Genomic DNA, 20,279 nt, shown 5'->3' on the forward strand with positions numbered 1-20,279 from the left:
GGTTTAAAGTTCTATTGCGTGGGAAGGACAGGTTGCGACACAGGAGCCACATCCTACACAGAGATCTTCGCTCACATGGGCCACGGGTTTAGAGAATTTAAGGTAGGGACCGAAAAGCGTAACTTTTGTCTCCCTTCTTAGAATCTCTATCGCCCCCGATAGGCACGACTTCTCACAAGAGGCACATCCACTACATCTCTCTTCTTGAACTTTGGCCACCTGTTTTTTTTCCGGTTCCAAAAACATCTCCGCCAAAGCCGCATAGTACTCCCTCATCTCCCATCTTTTTTCGCGTGGGTATCTCGCTAAACCCACATGGTATCTATCATTTGCCCACTTCGTCGGTGACCATCTAAGCTGAGGTTCTGATCTTGTAAATCCAAGTATCTCGCAATCTTTCAGGTCCTTTACAAGGTCCTCCATAAGAATGAGTCTATCAGCCTCTATTTTTATGGATCTTTGCCCTTTTATATGGACAGTATTTCCTTCGAAGACCACTTCATCAGATTCTTCAAGGTGTATGAAGATTACCCCTTTTTTTCTTGTCTCTTGGTAGAGGAGCTCTCCGTAGGAGGGAGCTACGACGTTCCTTGTGAGCACGTAAATTTCTTTGCCCTCTTCTTTGAGTCTATATGCCAGCTCCAAAAATCTGTGGGAAAAGAACTCATAAAACATTGCTGTATAAGGATCACTGGCCCCCAGATAGAGTACAAATCTACTCCCGCCATCCGAAAAATGATCCGGTCTAGGATCATCGAGCCGAAAAATCTTTTTCCTTTCTCTCTCCCGTTCCTTACCACCGGATGCGAGATATCCCGCCGCGTATCCTGTTATGATTGAGTCCTTTATATTCATAGGTTCTAGACAACCGCCACAGGCAAAAATATTTTCTGCGTCAGTTCTCAAAGGTGAGGGCTCTGAAACGAATCCGTACTGATTGAGAGAAAAGCCGAAAATCTCCGCAAGCCGGATGAGTTCTGAGTTAGGCCTCAACGAACTCGTAAGAACAACGTAGTTGAAATCTTCGTTTACGACTTTCCCGTTAAGATAGTACCTTAACCTTACAAAATCTTCAGTCTCTTCTATGTTCTGAGTATTTGTCCTCAGAAACCTAACATTGGCCTCTCTGAACAACCTTTCTAAAAAGTACTCCTGTCCGAAGAATCTGAGATCATTGTAAAAAACGGTAATTTCTGGCATCGATCTCATAAATGTCCATTTTATTTGCCTAAGGGTATAGGAACAGCAGACCGCGGAGCACAAAGGATATTCCTTCCTTCTTGAGCCCGCACAAAGGACAAATGCGATCCTTCTAAAATCTTCAGGAAGGGTTTCATTTCTTTGATCGATTATGGAATCGAAATCGAAGCTAGAAAGAACCCTTTTTTTTCTGAATTCCGGTTCGTAGACAGAAAGTCCTACGGCGATTATGATCCTATCTGCCTCTATTGTCTCGTAACCGTTTAGGGTAAGAAAAAATCGTCCGTTTTTCTTCTCCAGTCCCGAAACGACCTTTTTTGTCATGACTTTAAGGTTTGGCTCATCTTTTATTTCGTCAAAGAAAGTCTTAAACCCAACCCGACAGTTGGCTATTTTTGCCATAAGGCCGCCAAGAGATTCTTCTTTCTCTATGATCACGACCTCGTGGCCGAATCTTAAAGCTACTTTTGCCGCAGAGATCCCGCTTATCCCCCCACCTATCACCGCTATCTTCATAGCTTTTTTATATCCCCCAATACGTAGAGTAAAAGCTCCGTAAAATAGATTACTTTTCTATCACCCGAAAACGTTTTGAGTATTAAGTGACAAAAAGGACAGAAGACAACAAAAGTTCCTTTCGATCTTTCAAGGATTATTTTCGAAAGATTGAAGGCCAGATCTTTGTCTATGAAGAATCTGTTTCCGCCGCAGCACTTATCCTTTATTTCCGTTCCACACACTTCTCCTCCGAGGGCTTTTATTATCTTTTCCATCACCTCCTTGTCCTTTAGCGCCGTCTCTTTCGGTCTCATAAGGAGGCACCCATAATAGGGTGTAAATATGTGATTCGTTAAGTCGTTTTTTATTTCCGCCGATAGGATAAGTTTTACGTTGAGTAGGTCCAGTGGGTGGAAAATCGAGAACTCTCCGTCTTTTTCACTCTCTTTCAAGTTTTTCACACACAAAGGACATGCCGCAATAACCATTCGGGATATAAAAGACGCTTTATTTAAGTTTTTTTTAGAGTTAAGTATTATTTGCTTTCTATCCCCGTACTCCAGTGCCCCACAACAAGTCCAATCCGGTATTTCTTTCATCGTCAAGCCGAGCCTACTAAAAAGCTTCCTTAATGTGAGATCGAGCCTTTTTGCCGAACCTTTAAGGGCACAGCCAGGATAGTAAGCGTATGTCATCCTTTTTTTCCCGCAAAAGTTGGTAGGTGAAAGTTTATGTAATCTTTCCACCTCTTGAGGTACTTTACATATCCCTTGAGGATGATAGTCGGAAGGACCCTCAATATGACGTAGGGTTCATAAACCCTTCCGAAGATTCTTATAGATTCCTTCATGGCTTTGGTGAAGCTTTCTTCTTTATCTGTAATCTCCTTTATTGCCCGGACAAGCTCGGGAATCCTTATCTCCCACGGACACGACTCCGTGCATCTATAGCAACTCGTGCACAAATTTATAAGCACGTGGTTTTTGATCTTTAATCCCATAAAAAGGGAAAGGAGTAATTCTTGAGGGTTTACTTTAAAACCAACGTCATTTAAGGTGCAAACGGAAGCACAGATCTTACATCCCAAGCAGACGGAAAAGTCTTCCTGTTTGTATCCTGTGTATTCGAATATTCTTTCCTCAATCTTCTGCATAGGGAAGTTCATCTTCTTTGAAAGTTGTGTAAGGGATCTTTTCGTCAAAGTTCTTGCCCGGCAAGTAGTCGAATATACCTTGTAGGCGCCCGGAGATTCCTTTGAAATACTTAGTTAAGGGTATGCTCTGAGGACAGGCCTCTTCGCAACTTCCGCATCCGACACATGTTTGGGAGACGTGGTACATCCTTATGAAGTGGTAGATCTCCACATTTTTTGGTAGCTCCGTATTCCCACATCTTAAAATCGTATTTATGAGTTCATCGCCTTTTGGGAGGTATTCTAAAGTATTGAAGAGACAATCAACACAGAAGCACACAGGGCACATATTTTTGCAATTCAAGCACATGATGCATCTTTCAAAATCTTTTCTAAATTCGGAAAGGCTCGTTTTAAATGTTGTCTCATCTTTTTTTTCCTTCACCTCCAACTCAAACGGTATCTCCGTTTCTTCTGAGGGGATAAGATCGAATAGGACCCTTCCCCTCTCAGTGTATGGGATGAACCACAGATTCCATTCTTTGTCGTACCTTAATCCAAAGTCACCGAAGATACCTTCTTTATGGCCGCACACTTGGCATGCGTATCTTACAAGACCAGAGCTTTCTAAAAAGACTTTTAATTCCCTGGGGTCGTAAGGAAATGAAAAATCCTCTTTTTTCGAGGAGACAGTTCCGAAACAGTCAAAAGAGCCACAAATCACCGATCTACTTTCAATTTGCGAAAGTTTCGTCAGTTCCACGTAAGCTCTCGTCTCACAGGGTCTGAGAATCGCAACTATCTTAATACTTTCAGAGAAGACGCGCCTAAGGTATATGGAGGAGTTGACATAAAAGATAGGATTCAAAAAGCGTATATCTTTGGGCAGCTCTTTAAACATCTTCGTTTTATAATTCTTATTCTCCACGTCAAAGGCAAAGAGGATGCCCCTTGTCTCTTTTAGGTATACATCCAGTGTCTTTATGAGGTCACCGTTTTCTATTCTTTTACCCTTCATCTTTTTCCTTTTTGATTTGGCTATACATTTCCTGGACTTTTTCCACGAACCTCCTAGCCTCGGATGCACTTATCCAGAAAAGTTTTAACCTACCTTTCATCGAAAACGCATCCAACATCTCCTTTAAAGCATAGATTCTTCTTCTCGTGTAATAGTTACCTTTTATGAAATGGCAGTCACCGGGATGGCATCCCGCAACAAAAACAGCATCAGCTCCTTCAAAGAGGGTTTTTATTATTAGGGCGGGATCCACCCTGCTCGAACACGGAACCTGTACGATCACCACTCCTTCAGGATATTTAAGCCTAAGACTACCGGCCATCTCTGATGCCTTATATGCGCAGTAAGAACAGGCAAATCCTACTATATTTATGCCACTTTCCATAATTCCTCCCATCCCTTTTCGACTAATCCACTTATCTCGTCAGCTAACTCACGGTCGCTATAACCTTCAAGGGTGATTGCGGATGAGGGGCACTGAGAAGCGCAAAGTCCGCATCCCATGCACTGGGCTTCTTCCACTCTAACTCGCTTAGTACTTTCATAGACTATGGCTTTTGCAACACATACCTCTTCGCACATGCGGCAGCCGCTGCACCTTTTTTCGTTTACTTTCGCGATGTAAGGCTCAATAGATACAAAACCTTGATTTATAAGAGAAAAAACTTTAAGTGCCGCTGCCCTTCCGTGGTTTATTGACTCTTCTACGTCTTTTGGTCCGGAAGAACATCCGGAAATATATATTCCCTTAAGCGGCGTCTCAAACGGTCTAAGCTTTGCATGGGCTTCTAAGAAAAAACCGTCCTTATCTAGGGGGATCTTCAAAAGCTGTGAGATCCTTTTTGCATCTTCTCGGGGCCCAATTCCAACTGAAAGGATGACTAAATCGAATAGCCTTTCGAAAATTTCTCCAGAAAGGGTATCCTCACCCCTTATAAGAACCCCACTTTTCGTGGAGATTATCTCTGACACGTTTGAGCGCGTAAAAATAACACCCTTTCTTTGTACCTCTTCGTAAAATTCCTCTCCACCTTTTGGATGAGCTCTTACGTCCATATAGAAGCATTCTATTCTAGCATCTGGGTATTTCTCTTTGAGTTCATAAGCCGCCTTCAATGCGTTCATACAGCATATCCTAGAACAGTAAACCCTTCCAACTCTCTCATCCCTTGAACCGACACAGTGTAGAATCGCAATTTTTAGACTGCCATCTGCCTCGATTTTTCCTTCCTCCTTTTCAAGATCTACTGTTGTAAGAATCCTTTCATCATGCCCGTAGGGAATTCCGAGCTTATCTTTGGGATCGAATGGAACGAAACCGCATGCGACTATAATTCCACCTACGCTTACGCTCCTTTTTTGACCGTGCTTTATGAGAGTCACCGTATAATTCCCAAGATATCCTTCGATTCCTTCAATCTCTGTTTCAGTGAAAATCTCAAAGTTATCCTTCTCAATCTCAAGCAAAATCTCTCCGATTATTTCTTTTCCGCTTTTTTTCGTTGGCCAAACCTGCCTTATGATTTTTAAGTTTCCGCCGAGTTCCTTTTCCTTTTCCACAAGGTAGACCTTGATTCCCATCTTTGTGAGAAAAGAGGCGGCACTTAGACCGGAAACTCCACCTCCTATGATAAGGCACGATTTTAGCGTCTCCGATCTCATCTCCTCCCTAGGAACGCTGTGCCAGACCGAGTAAAGACCGGCAATAATCAATCTCTTTGCTTTATCTGTGTTGCCTTTTATGTCTTCGCCAACCCAAGAGCAGTGTTCTCTGATACTTATCCTTTTTAACATATATGGGTTAAGTCCAGAGCTTCTAAGCACATCCTTAAATAGTTCCGAGTGGAAAGAGGGTGCACATGCTGCAACAATTACGCGGTCGATACCATTTTTCAGAATGGCCTCTTTCATCAAATCTTGACCCACTTCCGAGCAGAGGAAGGTGTAATCGATGGAGACTCCTACGTGTGGCAAACTTTTAAAGTAATCCCTTAGCTTTTCCACATCCACACTTCCTTTTATGTTGTGACCGCAGTGACAGATGAAGATACCTACTTTCACCTTTTCCCCTTTATATACTCTATGACCGATGCCGATGCTTCCGTTGCGTGGGCAACCACATCTGGTATGTCTTTTGGCCCACTCGCAAATCCACACACAAATACACCGCTAATATTCGTCTTACTCGATCTTTGAGGATCGACTTTTACGAACCCATACTCATCGAGCTGGACGCCGATCATCCTTTTCAGGTCAAAAATACCCTCCTTTGGCTTAACTCCTAAAGCAAGCACAGCGACATCCACTTCTATCTCGCTTACTTGTCCGCTTAACATATCCTCAACCTTCACTAAAAGGGTCTCTCCCTTATTCACAATCTCCCCAGGAATACCCTTTATGTACAAGACCCCTGCTTCCTGAACAGTTTTGAAAAACTCCTCGTAACCTTTGCCGTACGCTCTCACATCGATGTAAGAGATCCATATTTTGGCATCCTTTATCCTCTCTTTAACAATGAAGGCATGTTTTGCCGTGTACATGCAACAGACGCGCGAACAGTATCTTACACCCCTTTGAGAATCTCTCGAGCCCACACATTGTACAAAGTAGAATCTTTTTGGCACTTTACCGCCAATTACAATCTCTCCATTCGTTGGACCCGTTGCGGAAAGTATCCTTTCGAATTCGAGGGATGTCAAAACGGAAGGTATTCTTCCGTAGCCAAACTCTTTTATCTGTGAAGCGTCTATGAGGTCAAAACCAGTAGCTATAACGATTGCCCGGCATCGAATTTCAGTTATTCTTTTCAATTCTGTGAAATCTATAGCCTTCCTTTGACATACTTCTTCGCATCTTCTTTTGCACTTACCTTTGGTGAGGTAAAGACAAGAACTACTATCAATTAGGTATTTCTGGGGAACAGCCTGCGGAAAAGGTAAGTATATCGCTCCTCTCTTACTCATGAAAAGGTTGAATTCGTCAGGAACCCTTCCTTTCATCGCACAGACATCAGCACAGGCTCCACAGGCTGTACATTTTCTTTCATCGACATACCGAGGTAAAGAGAGAACCTTTACTAGAAAGTCAGAATCTCTGTCCCTTTGTACTTCGACAAGTTTCGATAGGGTAAGAAGAGAGATCCTTGAATTAGAAGATACCTCTGCCATCTTTGGCGTTAGTATGCACGAGGAACAGTCAAGAGTTGGAAATGTTTTATCGAGCATAATCATCTTGCCGCCTATGGAAGGACCCTCTTCGACGATAGTCACGGTAATTCCCAGAGATGCTATCTCGAGTGCGCAACTGATTCCGGCTATTCCTCCACCGACTATGACGACATCACTGTCCAAGTTTACGACCCTTTTAGAATTTCAAGTAAACGGTCCCTTATTCTGTGCATGTCCCCAACTATTGCGTAGTGGGCATATTGAAATATGGGGGCATCCGGATCCTTGTTCACCGCGATTATACATTCCGAATCCTTCATACCCTGTATGTGCTGGAAAGCACCAGAGATCCCCATGGCCAAATAGACTTTGGGCTTCACTGTCTTTCCAGATGTCCCGACCTGTCTTTCCTTTGGAAGCCAAAGCTTATCTATGACGGGTCTTGATGCGGAAAGGGTGGCTCGAAGACGTAAAGCCAGTTCTTCATATAGAGGAATCTCTTCCTTTTTACCCACTCCCCGTCCAATAGATATCAAAAAATCAGCTTTCGTAATATCCACTTCCTCTTTTTCTTCTTCCAGGTAGCCCAAAAATATCCTTTTGTCGGTATCGGCAAAACCATCTATTATCTCTTGGGAAGTCTCTTCGTATCTACTCTTTATATGGTCTTTGAAACTCCCACTTCTTAGAGTCAGAACGTAAAACTTCTCCTCTTTTAATTTTACGTGGGCGAATACTTTGTCTGAATAGTAACTTTTGAAGAACACTTTTGAGTCTTTGTCGTAGTCTGCCACATCTGTGACAATAGGGACCTTAAAGTAGCCTGCCACATAAGGGGCTATCTCCATACCAGAAGCCGATGCGGAAAGTACAATGGCAAAAGGTTCTTTGAATCTCTCTATAACCTTTTCCAATATGTGGACCATGATTAATGGGTTGAGAAACCGATCCTCATCCACATCTGCAATTAAGACTTTTTTGAAAAGGGAAGATTCGATCTCATATTCACCTTTTGGTAAAAGAAGGTAAGGATCTATTCCGGCCAGATTACAAAAACCGACTAAATCTAAGTTCCTCTCCTGAAACACGTTTCTTCTTACATCGGCGATTAAAAGACCGTAACTCATTGGTATACCCCCTTTTCGCGAAGAATGTTCAATATTTCACGACAGGCAGTATCTATGTCGGATGACAAAAGGGTTGCTCCTTCTTTCCTCGGTGGGTAGCTCCATTTTATAACCTCAATAGTCGCGGAAAGCCCATCCATGTACTGGTGTGCATCGTAAACCTTCCTCTGTATCTGGGATGCCTTCCTGATACCCATTATGGAAACGTAACGTGGTTCATTTATACCCGTTTGAATCGAAAGGACACAAGGAACATCCACTTTTACCCTCTCCATTAAGCCGCCTTCCAGCTCTCTCCTTACAACTGCGTAACTTCCGCTCCACTCTTCGATTCCACAGACTAGTGAAACGTAGGGGAGACTGAGTAGCGCTGCCAGATATCCACCGAAAACACCGTATTGATCGTCTTCGGCCTGAACTCCTGTGAGTATTACGTCGAATTTTATCTTTTCTTTTGTGAGAAAGTTGTAAGCCAAAGATGCTCTAATCACCGGATCCAAAAGAGTCTCAGGTTTTTCAAGAAGTAATCCATCTTTGGCCCCCATTGCCAAAGACCTTCTTAGTACTTCATCAGCCTCTTTGTCTCCTATAGTTATGGCTGTTACCTGGCCTCCCAGTTTTTCAACTGTTCTACACGCTTCTTCCAACGCGTAATTATCCCAGTCATTGATCTTGTACGGCAGTTTGGAAAGGTCTACCCGCTCCCCGTCTCCAACTATTCTTAGTTCCTCTTCTTGGGCTGCCTGGACCCTCTTTACGAAAACTAAGATGTTCATTCCAAAACCTCCATTATGATCTCTGATATTTCCTTTACTTCTATGCCTTGTTCCACTGCCTCTTCCTCAAGAGTCATAAGGCAGAAAGGACAGGCAACCGCTATGATTTGAGCTCCCAGTTCCTTTGCTTCGGCAACTCTTATCTTTGCATTCCTTACGTATGTGATATCGACTTCGTAGAACATCCTTCCTCCTCCTCCCTCACAGCAGAGGGAATTTTCCCTAGATCTTGTAAATTCCAAAAGTTCGAGACCATCAATCGATCTCAAAATGTTTCGTGGTTCTTCAAAAATTCCATTCTGTTTACCTAGAAAACACGGATCGTGGTAAATAACTCTTTTTCTGTAGCTTCCTTTAAGCGTAAGAAGCCCTTGGACTATGGCAGACCACAATAGTTCGCTATAGTGGAATACCCTAAAACCTCTCCCATTGTACTCGTTCTTTATGGTGTTCATGCAATGGGGGGAAACTGCTATAACTTCCTTTATTCCGTACTTTTCGAAGTTAGAAACGTTTTCATCCCTTAGCTCTTCAAAGAGGCCCATCTCTCCTAGTCTTTTTATCTCATTTCCACAGCACGCCTCTTCTTCTTTGAGCACTCCGAATTTTATGCCGCAGGAATTTAGAAGCTTAGCAACATTTGTAGGAATCACCATACATCTTGGATCGTAGGCATTAACGCAACAAGAAAAGAGGATTCTCGAATCCGGGATCTTGTGCCCGTGACTTATCTCAAGGCCAGATTTTTCAACCCATTCACCCCTTTTTGAGCGAGCCCGTCCGAAGGGATTCTTCTGTAAAAAAGTATTTTCAAGGGCCCTTTGAATGGAAGGAGATACTTCGCCAGACTCTACGAGTATGCTTCTAAGATGGAGCACTACTTCTTGTGGCTTCACATCCCTCGGACACCTGATGGTACATGAGCCACACGTCGTACAATACCACAGATCCGAGCCTGTGGAGGCTATTCCAAACTGATTTTTTCTCACAATCATTCTGACATTAAGGGGGGTCCTTCCCGATTCTGGACACCCTCCTGTGCATTTCCCACACTGGATACAAGCGTATATCCTTTGGTTCTCTAAAGCATCCATAGCGCGAAAAAGAAAGTTAAAATTTTCACATAATTTTTAGCATATTCCGTGCCATAATTGACACAAGAAAAAAGGCCCTTTATTCACCATCCATCTCTTTGACTGTTTCCTTTGGAGACAAAAGCGACCAAAGTGAGCAAGAGTTGGCCTATGAAGGTTTGAGAAGGTTATAAAGTTTTTTTCGACTTATACCAAGGATCTTCGATGCTCTACTTTTGTTACCCTTTGTCAGTTCAAGAACCCTTTGGATATGCATTTTTTCTATCTCTTTTAGGTTCAGCTTATTATTATTTCCAAGCTCCGGGACGAAGATTTTCGATTGTCTAGAACTTAAAAGATTTATTGGCAGATCCTTTAGATCGATTTCTTCCCTCTCTCCCGCTACTAAAACGGCCCTCTCTAGTACGTTGAAGAGTTCCCTTACGTTGCCAGGCCAGTCGTAATTTATTAGGGCTTTTAGAGCATCATTGGAGATTGACTTCACCTCACTTTTTTTTACGCGGAATTTCAAGAAGTAGTCAACGAGTAAAGGGATATCCTCTTTCCTTTGCCTAAGTGGCGGGATTTCAATAACAAAGGTACTTAGTCTAAAAAAAAGATCTTGTCTAAATCTGCCAGCTTCAATTTCTCTTTCTATGTTCTTATTCGTAGCAGATATAAAGCGGACATCCACTGTTATCTCCCTTAAGTCTCCGAGTCTTCTGAAACTGCCTGTCTCTAAAACCCTAAGAAGTTTTGCCTGGATGGCATGGCTCATATCGGCTATCTCGTCTACGAAGAAAGTTCCAGAATCAGCTATCTGGATGAGCCCAAGCTTGTCTGAATTAGCTCCTGTAAATGCCCCTTTTTTGTACCCGAAAAGCTCACTTTCTAAGATGTTCTCCTGGAGACAACTCGCATTTACGACAACGAACGGATTTTCCGCCCGACGGGATTTCTCATGTATGGCTCTTGCCACAAGCTCCTTTCCGGTTCCGGTCTCTCCAAGTATTAAGACTGGTGCATCAGATTTAGAAACAAGCGAAATTGTCTCCTTAATCCTTTTCATCCCCTCGCTTTCCCCAACGAGGGTATCGCGAAATTTGAGTCTTGAGAGATGTTCTTCCAAAATCAAATTCTTTTCTGTCAATCTCTTCTTTTCATGGGCCTTTATTATGACATTTAGAAGTTCTGAGAGTTTGCATGGCTTTGTAAGATAATCGTATGCTCCAAGTTTCATGGATTTTACCGCCGTTTCAACCGATCCAAATCCAGTAAGGATTATGGCCTCCGATGTGGGCTGCAGAGATTTAAAGGTTTTTAAAAGTTCAATTCCGTCGATATCTGGCAACTTTATATCCAAAAGGGCAACATCCAGGCTCTCATTCTTCATGATGGATATGGCATCTTTTCCAGTCGTCGCGGTAAAGACCTGCATCCCTTCTTTTGATAACTTTTTTTTGTAAACGTCAACCAAAGACTTTTCGTCGTCAGCTATAAGAACCTTTATCATTTATTTAGTCCTTTTTGGCAGCCGGAAAGATAACCTTGAAGCAGCTTCCCTTTCCAAGGGTGCTTCTTACCTCAACCCGACCGCCCATCCGCTTTACGAATTCGTGGCAAAGAGTAAGCCCAAGCCCTATCCCCCGGCCATCATTCTTCGTGGAGAAAAAAGGCTCAAAAATTCTGTCTAACAGAGCCTCGTGAATTCCGACTCCGTTGTCCTCTATTTCTACTACTACGTGTCCGTCGTCACGATGGGCCTGAATCTTTATTATTCCTTTCTCTTTTGTCTCTACTGCGTCAAAGGCATTCTGGATAAGGTTCGAGAGGCACTGTTTTAAAGCGTTAAAATCCCCAAGGATTGGTGGCAGCTTTCTTTCCAATCGTACTCGTATCTCTACATTTGGCTGTTTTTGGCGGTAATCGGCCAGTACTTCCTTAATACATATGCCAACATCTATTTCCTTAAACTCAAAACTCTCTTTTTTTGTCAAATTAAGCATGTCCCTTATGATTCTTTTGCATCTGAAGGCTTCCTTCTGGATAACCTCCAGGCACTCGTAGATCTCGTCCATCTCTTTGTTCCTTCTCTTTTTCATTTCTTCGAAGAGTTCGCAGGCAAGTTCGGAGTTGGCACAGATTGTCGCAAGCGGATTATTGAGTTCGTGGGCAACTGCTGTCATAAGTCTTCCTATAACCGACATTTTTGCGTCTTGGATCGATTGTAACTTTGCCATAACTTTTTCAGTAGTCTCTTCTATGATACAGAGGAGACACTCCACGTTCCCATCTTTGTCCCTTATGGGAACGCCTCTAAAATGTAAAAACTGTCCCCTTGTCCCCTTGTAATTCGTAAACGGAAAGTCGTGAAGTTCAAAAGGCTCGCCTTCTAAACCCCTCTTTATGTAATCTGCAAGTCCGCACTCTATCGTATACTTGTTTTGAAGCCAGTTGAATTTTAACAATTTCTTTTCGGCTTCATCCCCGAGCCCCGATATGGCCGCAAGAGCTGGATTAACACTCATGAACTTTCCTGTCTTATCAATTGTAAAAATTGCAACAGGGGCGTTTTTTATAATAGCCGCATTAAAATCACTGAGCTTTTTTAGTTCCTCTTCCGCTTTTTTCTGTTCCGTTACGTCCTGGATCATCTCTACATAGAGAAGACCATTCTTATCTCCTTCATAATCTAACGGGAAAACGGAGATCTTCAAATATTTGCCAGAAGCGCGATCTTCAACTACGGACGTACGCACACTCCCTAAATCTTCAGACTCGCAAAGAGGACAGAAATCGCACTTAAGATCTCTTCGGAATAGAACTTCGAAGCATTTTTTCTCTTTCCAATTTTTCCAATCTGACACACGTAAACTTTCCATAGTCTTACTGTTCATCCAAATTAGCTCGTAATTACGATTAAAAACCAGGATCTCCATCGGTAAAGAGTTGACCAATTTCTCGAGGAAGGCAGCTAACATAGCTAAGGCAATCTATTTATAAGACTGCGGATCACAAGTGTCAACAGTTCTGCGCTTAATTATCTCCTTGATCTCCCTCCTTAGAATTTTTCCTTGAGGACTCTTTGGAAGTTCTTTCCAAAATTCAACTGATTTCGGTTTTTTGTAGCTTGCAAGATGCCTTCCACAAAACTCGATTATCTCTTCCTCTTTAGCCTCCATTCCTTCCTTTAGGACTACAATCGCTTTGACAATCTCGCCCCAGTGTTCGTCCGGCACGCCTACGACGGAAACTTCCGAGACTTTCGGGTGCATGTAGATCACTTCCTCCACTTCCCTCGGATAAATATTCACCCCACCTGATATGATCATGTCGTCTTTCCTTTCAATTATGTAGACGTAACCGTCCTCGTCAAACCTACCAAGATCACCTGTGTACAACCAACCGTTCCTTAGTTTCTTTTTTGTTTCCTCCTCAAGTTTCCAGTAGCCTTTCATCACCGATTCGCTTTTAAGAATTATCTCGCCCACTTCTCCGCAAGGCACATCTTTTCCTTCTTCGTCGACAATCCTTAGCTCGAAGTTGATTACCGGTTTCCCTGATGAGGCAAGCCTCTTTTGAGCCTTTTCGTCATCAAGTACATGGTCCTCTGGTTTAAGTACCGTTGTCAGGGGACCCGACTCTGTCTGACCGTAAAGCTGGGCAAACCCACATTTGAAAACTTTGAGTGCCCGACGGATGAGTTCAACTGGCATTGGAGCACCAGCGTAAAGGATCATCTTAAGACTGCTTAAGTCATATTTTTCAATTTCGGGTTCCTTAAGCAACGTGTGTATCATAGTTGGGACGAACTGACACCTTGTGATCCTTTCCTGCTCTATGTAACTTAGTATCTCTTTCGCGTTGAACTTTCCCTCCCTTCGGATATGCAAGGCGTTGGGCATGAATGTGTGCCGCACTATGTTGTCCTCGCCTGCCACGTGATATAGGGGAAATGTGATATAGACTCTCTCGTCATAGTCGACCTTAAGCTCTATCACTCCCGTTATGGCATTCATTATTATGTGCCTGTGAGTTCTTAGTGCTCCCTTCGGTCTGCCCGTTGTGCCAGCTGTGAAAATCATACTGCAGACATCGTCATCTTGGACAAGACGAGACGGTTCTTCGGTTTTCCCCTGGGACAGAATATCATCATATTTTATGGCGTAATCCGGGTGGGGACTGCCTAACGAGATGTAATGTTCGACTACCTTTATCTCTTGCCTTATGTTATCGACGATCGGCCACATATCAGGATGAACAAAAAGAACCTTTGGTTCAGAATAATTGATGATGTAAGAGAGTTCCTTCTCTCTGAAGTGACTATTATATGGACAGAATATCGAACCGATTTTAGCAGAAGCAAAATAGATTTCCAAAAACTCTCCCGAGTTGTGTAAAAACAATCCTAACCTGTCTCCTTTTTTAACACCTATCTCCATCAAAGCCCACGCAAGACGGTTAACCCTTTCGTTATACTCCCTGTAGTTAAGCCTTTTACCCTCAAACACATAAGCAATTTTATCTGGAAACTTTCTCGCATTCCTTGCCAAAATTTCGCCAACAACCATCTTTCCCTCCAGGTATTAAAAAATGTTCTTCTTTTCGACCCAGAAAGGAAACCATCTGTAGTATTCAAAGTCGAAAGCTTCGTTCAATCCCTCGTACGTTGCCTTTGCCATCATTATCTGGTTTTTCTGTCTAAAAAGGGAAACAAGGCCTTTTCTCTCCAAGCTTTCGAGAACCGGAACGATCTTTTCTTTTTCGCATCCAAAATACTCGCATATATCTTCCACCTTCATGTAGAGCCCAGGATTCACCCTGTAATCCTCAGCAAGCACCCTAAGAACATTAGACTCGTCTGGTTCTTCATCAGTAGATGTAAAGCCGACAACCGGCACCGGAACCCCTAAATCTTTATCTATCGCCCTCTTTTGGGGCTTGATATGCTCTTTAAGTTTCCTCATTGCAGATCTTAAGATAACAAGCCGACAGGCTTCCATAGTTCCACCAGCTATGTTCTCTACCTTGGAAACGTTCATTATGGAAAGAAGGGGATAAAATGGGGTAAGCCCATCCCCTCCCATAACCTGAATACCATCAAGTGCTGAAGAAAGTACACTCTCACAGTTGTAAACTTTGGCCACGTTCGACTCGATCGTTATATCCCAACCAATATCCCAGAGATAGGCGGTGTAGTAAGTGAGTAACCTCGCTGTGTAGTATCTTATAAAGAGATCTGCGAGTTTGAGCTGATTATTAGTAAAATCTATAGTTGGTCTTCCGAATTGAACTCTTCTTTCGGCATAGGGTATTACGTACCTAATAATCTCCCACATCCATCCCAAAACTTGGGCAGAAATCAGAGTCCTTTCAAAGTTGAGACCGTTTGTCATGACCTTCCATCCTTCCCCTTCCTCCCCTATCCTATTCTCTACCGGACAAGGTGTGTTATTGAAATTCAGAACGCCGTTCTGGATATTTTCGAATCCCGCAATCTCGTTTATCTTTTCGACGTTGAAGCCAGCCATGCCCTTCTCCACGATAAATCCCGTAAGGTGGCGATAATTTGCGATATCTTGAGGATCATCGCTTGTGCGTGCGTAAACCATATATCTCGTTGCCACACCCGCAGAGACTATGAACCTTTTCTTTCCATTTAAGATGTAAACATCTCCCACCTTTTTAGCCCTCACATGCTGGGCGGCCGCATCCGTTCCGGCGAAAGGTTCTGTAATTACTATGGCCCCTATTTCGCCCTTTGCTATCCTTGGAAGAAAACGCTTTTTTTGTTCCTCCGTTCCGAATTCGATTATCTGTCTTAACCCCCCAAGCATGTTGCCAACAAAGACTCTACCGGGTCCGGGCATAATATTTAAGGCCTCCGCCGCAATACAGGCACCGGTCGCTCCTAGCCCCATCCCTCCGTACTCTTTTGGTATTCCCGCTCCGGTATATCCCCTTTCACTTATTTTCTCGAATATTTCCCACGGAAACTGCCTCTTCCACCTGCTTTTCACATCAATGGGTATAAGCTCACGAACAAAGGTCTGTACTTCTTCTGCGAATCTTTTTTGCTCATCAGTCCACCAGGGATACGGAAACATAAAAAAAACCTCCTCTCACTTTCTGTTTCTTAGTGCGAGAGCTATCTTTTCTGGTGTCACTGGCAATTCCGTAAACCATATTCCAGTTGCATCGTGGATGGCGCTTACAATTGAAGGAGGAGTACTCACTATTGCCCCTTCTGAAGCTTCTTTAGCTCCGTATGGTACGTTTGGGTCTTCTGTGAGTACGTGTATCACTTCGATCTTTGGCACATCTTTAATTCCAGGAATCTTGTAATCCGCAAAGTTTGGATTAAGTGTTCTCCCCTTATCCATCTTAAACTCTTCGTATAGCGCCTGACCTAAGCCCTGAACTGCCGCACCCTGGTTTTGAGATTCTACGAGGGCCGGATTAAGAGGTTTTCCACAGTCGTGAGCAATTATCATGTCGGTACACTTTACAAAGCCAGTCTCTGAGTCAACCTCAACCCTAGACAGCTGTGCAGTAAAACTGTACGCTGTGCCCGCATTTCCTATTCCCTTTTCGAAATCTAATGGTTCGATCCCATATTCGGAATACCCTTTTCCGATTAAAACCCTTCCAGAGCCTGAATAACAGGCTATCTGAGCCAATTTCCTAAATGGCAGTGACTTCAGAGGCTGGTCCTTTACAGAAACCGTTCCATTCTTAAAGACGATCTCATCCGGAGTCACATTCCACTCTTTCGCCGCAATCTCTGCGAGCTGTCGCTTTAGATCTCTTGCCGCTTTCATGGCGGCTTCTCCTGCAAGGGCCGTAACTCTACTTCCGTACGTACCGGGATCTATGGGAGTATAAGCAGTATCTACCCGCTTTATATCTATATGTTCAATGGGAAGGCCTAGCTCCTCAGCAATGATTTGGACAAGAACGGTGTCGGAACCTTGACCTGCATCTGTTGCTCCTGTTAGGTACTCCACCGTCCCATCTTCGCAGAGCCTAAGAATCGCACCTGCCGATTGGTGGCCCCTTTGGCGTGCCCCTCCTAGGTAGGCTGTACCAGAAACTCCAACCCCGCACAGTATGTGATTTTTTCTCTTTTCCTTTTCTTTTTCCTTCCAGAGAGATGACTCCTTGAGTCTCATCAATCCCTCTTTTAGGCCGCAAGAATGAACGGTTATCTTATTTACCGTCTCATAAGGTGCCTCGATTGCATTTTTAAGCCTTACTTCTATAGGGTCTAGGCCTAATTCTTCTGCCATCATCTCCATCTGTATCTCGGCCGCAAAGCGGGTGTGGGTTACTCCATGACCTCTCATGGCTGCCGAAACCGGGTTATTCGTAAATACTCTGTAAGCATCGTGTCTGAAATTGGGAAGCTTATATGGAAGCGTGCTCAGACATCCTGTAAGGTACATTGTGAGGGGGCCTATTGCGGTGTAGGCTCCTCCGTCAGCTATCACTTTTGACTGCATGGCTACTATGGTTCCATCTTTTTTCATGCCCATCTTGTTGTATATGACGCAGTTGTGCCTTCTTCTCGAGGTTACCATAACTTCTTCCATGCTATATACGAATTTTACTGGCTTTCCGGTCATTTTCGAGAGCATCACCACGCAAAAGTCGCCGGCGACAGAGTCGTTTTTCGTTCCTCCAAATCCTCCTCCAACGAAGGGTTGTATGACCCGAACCTTACTGAGTGGCAGCTTGAAACACTGAGCTATATGCCTGTAAAGGAAATAAGGGCTCTGCTTTGCAGCATAGATAGTCACCCCTCCACCTTCCCAGTATGCGACTGCCGACGGAGGTTCTAAAAACCCTTGAATCACCCTCGCTGTGACGAATCTATCCTCCCTCACAAGATCAGCTTCTCTAAACGCCCGATCCACATCCCCAAAGTCCATGTGAAACTCCCAGCTTATATTGTTAGGCCTGTAATCGTGGATTACCGGGGCTCCCTCCTTTAAGGCCTCTTCTGCATCGAAGACAGCGGGAAGCTCCTCATAGTCAACTTTTATTTGTTCTAAAGCCTCTTCTGCTGTATCCTCATCGATCGCTGCTACCGCCGCAACCCCCTCCCCGTAATATCTGACCTTGTCTTCTGCCAAAGGTGGCTCATCCCTTGTGGCGGGCATCCATCCCCATCTGAAACCGCCGAAATCTTTTGCCGTACAGATGGCCTTAACCCCTATCACCCTTTTTGCCTTGGAAACATCGATATTTAAGATCTTCGCATGGGGGAGAGGACTTCTCAAAATCTTACACCAAAGCATACCAGCTAGCTCAATGTCGGCCGCGTATTTGGCAGCCCCTGTCACTTTTTCTCTTCCGTCGACTCTTGGAATACTCTTGCCCAAAAGATCGTAATCTCCGATAATTATGGTCTCCATCTATCATTTGCCTCCTTTAAGCCAAGATGATGCCTTTTTAACTGCCTCTATTATCTTTGTGTAGCCAGTGCATCTACATAAGTTTCCGGAAAGGGCCTCCTTTATATCGTCCTCGCTGGGATTTTCATTCCTTTTTAGTAAAGCGTATGAAGAGATGACCATACCGGGAGTACAGAAACCACATTGTAGAGCGTTTTCGTTAAGGAAGGCCTCTTGAATAGGGTGGAGCTTTCCATCTTGAGCAAGGCCTTCTATCGTCACTACTTCTTTTCCGTCTATCTCGGGCGCAAGAACGAGACAGCTATTTACAGGAACCCCATCCAGTAAGACCGTACATGCGCCACAGTCTCCTATACCACATCCCTCTTTTGTACCCGAAAGTTTAAGATCTTCCCGGATCATCTCTAAAAGGGTCCTATTCGGGGCTACGTATAGAACCGTTTCTTCTCCGTTTATTTTGAAACTAACTTTTAGCTTTTCCATTCTAGACCTCCAAAAGCTTCTTAAGTGACCTTTTAAGTAGCGTTTCCACCATGAGTCTTCTATATTCTTTTGACGCCCTGTGGTCGTCTATCGGAGAAGCTTCCTCGGATGCCACTTTTGAAGCCTCATCTATGGAAGCTTCTGTTATTCTCCCATCCTTTAGTATAGCTTCTGCTTTCTTTGCCCGGATTGGTGTCGGAGAGACAGCGCCGAGACCTATCCGTACATCGCAAATTTTGCCATTTTCTTTAAGAACGAGAGTCGCCACACCAACTATAGCAAGATCCATCCTTTCCCTTACAGAAAGCTTTGTATAAAGACCGGAAGATTCTAAGGAAATCAAAGGAATTTCTATTTCCCTTAGTATCTCGTCCTCTTCAATGACAGTCTTATTCGGACCTACAAAAAACTCTTCTATCTTCACTTTTCTTTCGCCTTTTTTGCCTTTTAGCGTCAAACTCGCTTCAAGGACGAGTAAAGCCGGAGCTGTATCTGCCGATGGAACCGCGTTACATATGTTTCCCGCCAAAGTTGCTCTATTCTGGATCTGGAATGCTCCTACGCTTTTTGAAGCTTGTGCGAGGACGGGAAAGTGTTTAATTACATCTGGCGATGAGTATATGGATCTCATTGTACATGTGGGTCCTATTCGAAGAAAACCATCAGAGACCTCAACGTAGTTAAAGTACGGAATACCCTTGAGATCTACAATTGCATCGGGAGAAGGTATCAACCTTCTTTTCAGTTTGGGAATGAGATCCGTTCCACCGGCAAAGACGTAAGTTTTTTTCTCGCTCGAGATCATATTGAAGAGTTCTTCTTCTGATCTCGGTTTTAGATACCTGAACTTGGGTAGTCTCCTATAGAATATCACCCCTACCTCCTTTTATCCCCCTCCAAGTGGAGTGAGGTATATTTCGAGTATGTCTCCATCTTTTAGTTCTTCATCGAGCTTTTTAGAATAAAAATTTATGTCCCTCCCATTTAGGAGAATTTCTACTAAAGGATCGAGTTCCTCTGTGGGTACCTCAATATTCATGTCTTTCATCAAACTGACAAAGACCTCTCTTACTCGTAATGTCCCCTCCACCTTTAGGTTTTCATTTGATTTCCCAAAGTTAGTCAAAAGCTTTATCGTTTTTTGCAAATCTACCTTCCTCGGTCTCTCTATATGGTTTTTGTGAGAAAGTCAAAAGGTTCGGCGAATTTTTCGGTTCCACTCGTCTTTTTTTCGTTACTATTGGCATCTTCAGTCTGGATCCGATACTTGTCTTTTTCTGTAGAGCCCTCCTCCATCAGCTGACCCTCCCTTTCCTACTTTTACGCTTTTGGAAGCCTAATAATAGAGCGCCCACAGATATGTGTCCCTTGAACTTGGGCATGACTAG

At 43.6% G+C, this 20,279-nt stretch carries 19 protein-coding genes; all 19 read right to left on the bottom strand.

The genetic code is table 11. From position 1 onward, the window contains the following. Positions 1-3 precede the first annotated feature (3 nt). The 19 genes from NZ583_05235 to NZ583_05325 all read right to left on the bottom strand — a co-directional run bounded on the left by NZ583_05235 (position 4) and on the right by NZ583_05325 (position 20,187). Positions 4-1,716, bottom strand: a complete 1,713-nt coding sequence (locus tag NZ583_05235; protein MCS7281015.1) for an FAD-dependent oxidoreductase — start codon at positions 1,714-1,716, stop codon at positions 4-6. After that, the gene (locus tag NZ583_05240; GenBank protein MCS7281016.1) at positions 1,713-2,393 is read right to left on the bottom strand and encodes a heterodisulfide reductase-related iron-sulfur binding cluster; all 681 of its coding nucleotides are present in this window, start codon (positions 2,391-2,393) and stop codon (positions 1,713-1,715) included. The genes NZ583_05235 and NZ583_05240 overlap by 4 nt, the downstream gene beginning before the upstream one ends. Further along, complete coding sequence (locus tag NZ583_05245; GenBank protein MCS7281017.1) at positions 2,390-2,851, bottom strand: (Fe-S)-binding protein; 462 nt, start codon at positions 2,849-2,851, stop codon at positions 2,390-2,392. The genes NZ583_05240 and NZ583_05245 overlap by 4 nt, the downstream gene beginning before the upstream one ends. Continuing rightward, positions 2,838-3,848 carry a 4Fe-4S binding protein gene (locus NZ583_05250; GenBank protein MCS7281018.1) on the bottom strand — a complete coding sequence of 337 codons (1,011 nt, stop codon included), beginning with the start codon at positions 3,846-3,848 and terminating at the stop codon, positions 2,838-2,840. The genes NZ583_05245 and NZ583_05250 overlap by 14 nt, the downstream gene beginning before the upstream one ends. Next, on the bottom strand, positions 3,838-4,233 hold the full coding sequence (locus NZ583_05255) for a hydrogenase iron-sulfur subunit (protein MCS7281019.1): 396 nt from the start codon (positions 4,231-4,233) through the stop codon (positions 3,838-3,840). Before NZ583_05255 ends, NZ583_05250 begins: the two co-directional genes overlap by 11 nt. Then, the gene (locus NZ583_05260) at positions 4,218-5,909 is read right to left on the bottom strand and encodes a CoB--CoM heterodisulfide reductase iron-sulfur subunit A family protein (protein ID MCS7281020.1); all 1,692 of its coding nucleotides are present in this window, start codon (positions 5,907-5,909) and stop codon (positions 4,218-4,220) included. The genes NZ583_05255 and NZ583_05260 overlap by 16 nt, the downstream gene beginning before the upstream one ends. Continuing rightward, positions 5,906-7,198, bottom strand: a complete 1,293-nt coding sequence (locus NZ583_05265; protein MCS7281021.1) for a CoB--CoM heterodisulfide reductase iron-sulfur subunit A family protein — start codon at positions 7,196-7,198, stop codon at positions 5,906-5,908. The genes NZ583_05260 and NZ583_05265 overlap by 4 nt, the downstream gene beginning before the upstream one ends. A gap of 2 nt (positions 7,199-7,200) precedes the next feature. Further along, positions 7,201-8,142, bottom strand: coding sequence for an electron transfer flavoprotein subunit alpha/FixB family protein (locus tag NZ583_05270; protein ID MCS7281022.1), 942 nt, complete (start codon positions 8,140-8,142; stop codon positions 7,201-7,203). After that, positions 8,139-8,918, bottom strand: a complete 780-nt coding sequence (locus tag NZ583_05275; protein ID MCS7281023.1) for an electron transfer flavoprotein subunit beta/FixA family protein — start codon at positions 8,916-8,918, stop codon at positions 8,139-8,141. Before NZ583_05275 ends, NZ583_05270 begins: the two co-directional genes overlap by 4 nt. Further along, the gene (locus NZ583_05280; protein ID MCS7281024.1) at positions 8,915-10,012 is read right to left on the bottom strand and encodes a (Fe-S)-binding protein; all 1,098 of its coding nucleotides are present in this window, start codon (positions 10,010-10,012) and stop codon (positions 8,915-8,917) included. Before NZ583_05280 ends, NZ583_05275 begins: the two co-directional genes overlap by 4 nt. Before the next feature lie 148 nt (positions 10,013-10,160). After that, positions 10,161-11,504 carry a sigma-54 dependent transcriptional regulator gene (locus NZ583_05285; protein MCS7281025.1) on the bottom strand — a complete coding sequence of 448 codons (1,344 nt, stop codon included), beginning with the start codon at positions 11,502-11,504 and terminating at the stop codon, positions 10,161-10,163. Between the two features lie 4 nt (positions 11,505-11,508). Next, positions 11,509-12,873, bottom strand: coding sequence for a PAS domain-containing sensor histidine kinase (locus tag NZ583_05290; GenBank protein MCS7281026.1), 1,365 nt, complete (start codon positions 12,871-12,873; stop codon positions 11,509-11,511). Positions 12,874-12,984: 111 nt separating this feature from the next. Continuing rightward, entirely contained in the window at positions 12,985-14,562 is a 1,578-nt protein-coding gene (locus tag NZ583_05295; protein MCS7281027.1) for a long-chain-fatty-acid--CoA ligase, read from the bottom strand. Positions 14,563-14,577: 15 nt separating this feature from the next. Further along, on the bottom strand, positions 14,578-16,098 hold the full coding sequence (locus NZ583_05300) for an acyl-CoA/acyl-ACP dehydrogenase (protein MCS7281028.1): 1,521 nt from the start codon (positions 16,096-16,098) through the stop codon (positions 14,578-14,580). 15 nt (positions 16,099-16,113) lie between these two features. After that, complete coding sequence (locus tag NZ583_05305) at positions 16,114-18,408, bottom strand: xanthine dehydrogenase family protein molybdopterin-binding subunit (protein MCS7281029.1); 2,295 nt, start codon at positions 18,406-18,408, stop codon at positions 16,114-16,116. A 3-nt stretch (positions 18,409-18,411) separates the two neighbouring features. Then, positions 18,412-18,891, bottom strand: a complete 480-nt coding sequence (locus NZ583_05310; GenBank protein MCS7281030.1) for a (2Fe-2S)-binding protein — start codon at positions 18,889-18,891, stop codon at positions 18,412-18,414. Between the two features lies 1 nt (position 18,892). Continuing rightward, positions 18,893-19,765 (bottom strand): xanthine dehydrogenase family protein subunit M, encoded by an 873-nt coding sequence (locus NZ583_05315; protein ID MCS7281031.1) that lies wholly within the window; start codon positions 19,763-19,765, stop codon positions 18,893-18,895. Between the two features lie 12 nt (positions 19,766-19,777). Next, a complete protein-coding gene (locus NZ583_05320) occupies positions 19,778-19,981 on the bottom strand; it encodes a MoaD/ThiS family protein (GenBank protein ID MCS7281032.1) in 204 nt (67 codons plus the stop codon). 77 nt (positions 19,982-20,058) lie between these two features. Then, positions 20,059-20,187, bottom strand: a complete 129-nt coding sequence (locus NZ583_05325; protein MCS7281033.1) for a hypothetical protein — start codon at positions 20,185-20,187, stop codon at positions 20,059-20,061. Positions 20,188-20,279: the final 92 nt, after the last annotated feature.

The organism is Thermodesulfobacteriota bacterium (assembly GCA_025062045.1).
In the GTDB taxonomy this organism is placed as follows: domain Bacteria; phylum Desulfobacterota; class Syntrophorhabdia; order Syntrophorhabdales; family JANXAF01; genus JANXAF01.